This window comes from Aeromicrobium sp. PFPM2_SD2 (assembly GCF_057364525.1).
Map to the genome: position 1 here is coordinate 1 of NZ_JBNFNZ010000241.1, position 3,780 is coordinate 3,780.

Sequence of the window (3,780 nt, forward strand, 5' to 3'; positions counted from 1 at the left end):
CCGGGCCCGCGTGCTGGTGGCGACGGACGGCCCGCACCTGCGCGGGTACGTGCTCGTCCACCCGGCCCAGGACGCCGACGCCGACCCGGTCGCCGACGGCGAGATCGGTGAGCTCGTCGTGTCCCCCGACCACCGGGGTGCCGGGCACGGCTCGCGCCTGCTCCAGGCGGCCGCGGACACGATGCGCGCGGACGGCTTCACCCGCGCGACCTGGTGGGTCCCGTCCACCGCCGACGACGTCCGCGCGTTCGCGCTGGGCGCCGGGTGGGCCGCCGACGGCGCCTTCCGCGAGCTCGAGGGTCCCGGCGGGGCCCGGCTGCGCCAGGTCCGGCTGCACACGGACCTGCGTCCGGCATGAGCGACCGCGGGATCGTCGCCGACTCGCTGGGCGTGGCCGTGCCGACGGGCGCGTACGGCATCTCGTTCGGCGCCATCGGCGTGGCGTCCGGGCTGGACGTGCTGCAGACCTGCCTGCTGTCGCTGCTGGTGTTCACCGGCGCGTCCCAGTTCGCGTTCATCGGCGTCGTCGCCTCCGGCGGCAACCCGTTCGCGGGGGCGCTGACGGCGCTCCTGCTGGGCACGCGCAACACCTTCTACGGCATCAGCCTCGCCCCGCTGCTGCGGCTCCGCGGCGCGGCGCGGCTGCCCGCCGCCCACGTGGTCATCGACGAGTCCACCGCGATGGCGCTCGGCCAGGACGACACCCGCTCGGCCCGCGTCGCGTTCTGGTGGACCGGCGTCGGCATCCTCGTGCTCTGGAACCTCTTCACGCTGCTCGGCGCCCTGGCCGGCAAGGCGATCGGGGACCCGCGCACGTACGGCCTGGACGCCGCGGTGGGCGCCGCCTTCCTCGCGCTGCTGTGGCCGCGGCTGACCACCTGGCACGCGCGCGTGGTGGCGCTCGTGGGCGCCGCCGCCGCGACCGGTCTCGTGCCCCTCACCCCCGCCGGCGTCCCGATCATCGCGGGCGGCGCGGTCGCCGTGCTGGTGGGGCTGCTCACCCAGCGGGAGCGTGCGGCATGACGCTGTGGCTCGCGATCGGCGTGCTCGTGGTGGGCACCTACGCGTTGAAGCTGGCCGGTCTCGCCGTCCCCCAGCGCGTGCTGGACCACCCCTTCACGCGCCGGGTGTCCGACCTCATCCCGGTGGCGCTGCTCGGCGCGCTGGTGGCCGTGCAGGTGCTGGGCGACGGGTCGGACGTCGTGCTGGACGCCCGCGCGGTCGCCCTCGTCGCGGCGGCGGTCATGCTGTCGCTGCGGAGGTCGTTCCTGCCCGTGGTGGTGGGCGCCGCCCTGGTCGCCGCGCTCGTCCGCGCGGTGCTCTAGCTACAGGCCGAGGATCGCGTCGAGCCCGAGCGTGAGCCCGGGACGCTGCGGCACGGCGCGGACGGCGGCCAGCACGCCCGGCATGAACGACTCGCGGTGCGAGGAGTCGTGGCGGATGGAGAAGATCTCCCCCGGGTCGCCGAGCAGCACCTCCTGCGACGCGGTGAAGCCCCGCATGCGCACCGCGTGCACCGGGATGCCCTCGACCGTCGCGCCGCGCGACCCGTCCGGGTCGGTGCGGGTGGCGTCCGGCAGCGGGGCGCTGCCGGCCTCGCGCCGCGCGGCGGCGATCAGCTCGGCCGTACGGACCGCGGTGCCGGAGGGCGCGTCCACCTTGTCCGGGTGGTGCATCTCCACGACCTCGACGGACTCGAAGAACGGCGCCGCGATCGCCGCGAAGCGCATCATGAGCACCGCGCCGATGGAGAAGTTGGGCGCGACGACGACACCGACGCCGGGGTGGTCGGCCAGCAGCTCGCGGACCTGCGCCACCTTGGCGTCGTCGAAGCCGGACGTGCCGACGACGACGTGGACGCCGTTCTCGACGCAGAAGCGCACGTGGTCCAGGGCGACGTCCGGACGGGTCAGCTCGACCGCCACCTCGGCGCCGGCCTCGACGAGCGCCTCCAGCGGGTCGCTCGACCCGATCTCGGCGACGACCTCCAGGTCGTCCGCGGCACCGACGGCCTTGACCGCCTCCGTGCCCATGCGTCCCTTGGCTCCCAGCACCGCGACCCGTGTCATGGCGCCGATGCTACCGAGCGGCGCCGGGCTCAGATGACGCCCTGGGCGACCATGGCGTCGGCGACCTTGGTGTAGCCGGCCAGGTTGGCGCCCATGACGTAGTTGCCCGGCTCGCCGTAGCGGGCGGCGGTCTCGACGCAGGACGTGTGGATGTCGCGCATGATCGTCTGCAGCCGGTTCTCGGTGTAGCCGAAGGCCCACGAGTCACGGCTGGCGTTCTGCTGCATCTCCAGCGCGCTGGTGGCCACGCCGCCGGCGTTGGCGGCCTTGCCGGGTGCGAACGCGACGTCGTGCTCGCGGAAGACCGCGACCGCCTCGGGCGTGCAGGGCATGTTCGCGCCCTCGGCGACCAGGCGAGCGCCGTTCCCGACCAGGTCCGGGCGTGGTCGCCGTCCAGCTCGTTCTGCGTCGCGCAGGGCAGCGCGACGTCGCACGGCACGTCCCAGATCGACCCGTCGGCGACGTGCGTGGCCGAGGCGCGCTCGTCGGCGTAGGCGGTGAGCCGCTCGCGGCGACCCTCCTTGACGTCGCGCAGCAGCGCCAGGTCGATGCCGTCCTCGTCGACGACGTAGCCGGCCGAGTCCGAGCAGGCGACGACCGTCGCGCCGAGCGCCTGGGCCTTCTGGATGGCGTAGGTCGCGACGTTGCCCGAGCCGGAGACGACGACGCGCTTGCCCTCGAGCGACTCGCCGCGGGCGGCGAGCATCTCGGCGGCGAAGAACACGGTGCCGAAGCCGGTCGACTCGGTGCGCACCTGCGAGCCGCCCCACGACAGGCCCTTGCCGGTCAGCACGCCGGACTCGTAGCGGTTGGTGATGCGCTTGTACTGGCCGAACAGGTAGCCGATCTCGCGGCCGCCGACGCCGATGTCGCCGGCCGGGACGTCGGTGTACTCGCCGATGTGGCGGTACAGCTCGGTCATGAACGACTGGCAGAACCGCATGATCTCGGCGTCGGAGCGGCCCTTGGGGTCGAAGTCCGAGCCGCCCTTGCCGCCGCCGATCGGCATGCCGGTCAGGGCGTTCTTGAAGACCTGCTCGAAGGCCAGGAACTTGATGATGCTCAGGTTCACCGACGGGTGGAAGCGCAGGCCGCCCTTGAACGGGCCGAGCGCGGAGTTGAACTCGACGCGGAAGCCGCGGTTGATGTGCACGACGCCCTCGTCGTCGGTCCACGGGACGCGGAAGATGATCTGGCGCTCGGGCTCGCAGATGCGCGACAGGATCGACCACTGCGTGTAGTCGGGCCGGGTCTCGGCGATCGGGGCGAGGCTGAGCATCACCTCCAGCACGGCCTGGTGGAACTCGGGCTCCCCGGGGTTGCGCTGGAGGACGGCCTCGAAGGACGGACGGAGGGCGGGGTGCAGCTGCTCGATCACTCCAGCAGCCTAACGACGGCGGAGCGGAGCGCCGGGCGGGGCGCCGGGCGGGGCGTCGCTCAGGACGTGCCGCCGACCGTCAGCTCGACCGGCAGCACCAGCTGCTCGGGGCCCGCCGGCGTGCCGTCGACGTGCCGCAGCACCATGCGCGCCATCTCGCGGCCGAGCCGGTCGAGCGGCTGCACGACGGTGGTCAGCGGCGGCTCGTGCGAGGCGCCCTGCGGGATGCCGTCGAAGCCGACGACGCCGACGTCGCCGGGCACGCTGCGCCCGGCCTCGCGCAGCGCGCGCACCGCGCCCAGGGCCATGAGGTCGCTGGCCGCGAACACCGCG

General features: G+C 74.0%; 5 protein-coding genes and 1 pseudogene. 3 read left to right on the plus strand and 3 right to left on the minus strand.

The window, feature by feature from the left end; all coding sequences use genetic code 11:
- The 3 genes from AC2W7G_RS11215 to AC2W7G_RS11225 form a co-directional block, all read left to right on the plus strand.
- Positions 1-358 (plus strand): GNAT family N-acetyltransferase (locus tag AC2W7G_RS11215; RefSeq protein WP_485868501.1); only part of this gene is annotated, 358 nt, incomplete at its 5' end.
- Positions 355-1,023, plus strand: a complete 669-nt coding sequence (locus AC2W7G_RS11220) for an AzlC family ABC transporter permease (protein ID WP_485868502.1) — start codon at positions 355-357, stop codon at positions 1,021-1,023. The genes AC2W7G_RS11215 and AC2W7G_RS11220, both read left to right, overlap by 4 nt.
- Positions 1,020-1,325 carry an AzlD domain-containing protein gene (locus AC2W7G_RS11225; RefSeq protein ID WP_485868503.1) on the plus strand — a complete coding sequence of 102 codons (306 nt, stop codon included), beginning with the start codon at positions 1,020-1,022 and terminating at the stop codon, positions 1,323-1,325. Before AC2W7G_RS11220 ends, AC2W7G_RS11225 begins: the two co-directional genes overlap by 4 nt.
- Here AC2W7G_RS11225 and dapB read toward each other — a convergent pair whose 3' ends face one another.
- The 3 genes and pseudogenes from dapB to AC2W7G_RS11240 form a co-directional block, all read right to left on the minus strand.
- Positions 1,326-2,069, minus strand: coding sequence for a 4-hydroxy-tetrahydrodipicolinate reductase (gene dapB, locus AC2W7G_RS11230; protein WP_485868504.1), 744 nt, complete (start codon positions 2,067-2,069; stop codon positions 1,326-1,328).
- 29 nt (positions 2,070-2,098) lie between these two features.
- A pseudogene (gdhA, locus tag AC2W7G_RS11235) lies at positions 2,099-3,435 on the minus strand (NADP-specific glutamate dehydrogenase).
- A 71-nt stretch (positions 3,436-3,506) separates the two neighbouring features.
- Positions 3,507-3,780 (minus strand): substrate-binding domain-containing protein (locus tag AC2W7G_RS11240; protein WP_485868505.1); only part of this gene is annotated, 274 nt, incomplete at its 5' end.

Excerpts from the sequence above, each read along its gene's own strand:
- dapB (WP_485868504.1), bottom strand. The coding sequence starts at position 2,069 with ATGACACGGGTCGCGGTGCTGGGAGCCAAGGGACGCATGGGCACGGAG.
- AC2W7G_RS11225 (WP_485868503.1), top strand. The coding sequence starts at position 1,020 with ATGACGCTGTGGCTCGCGATCGGCGTGCTCGTGGTGGGCACCTACGCG.
- AC2W7G_RS11220 (WP_485868502.1), top strand. The coding sequence starts at position 355 with ATGAGCGACCGCGGGATCGTCGCCGACTCGCTGGGCGTGGCCGTGCCG.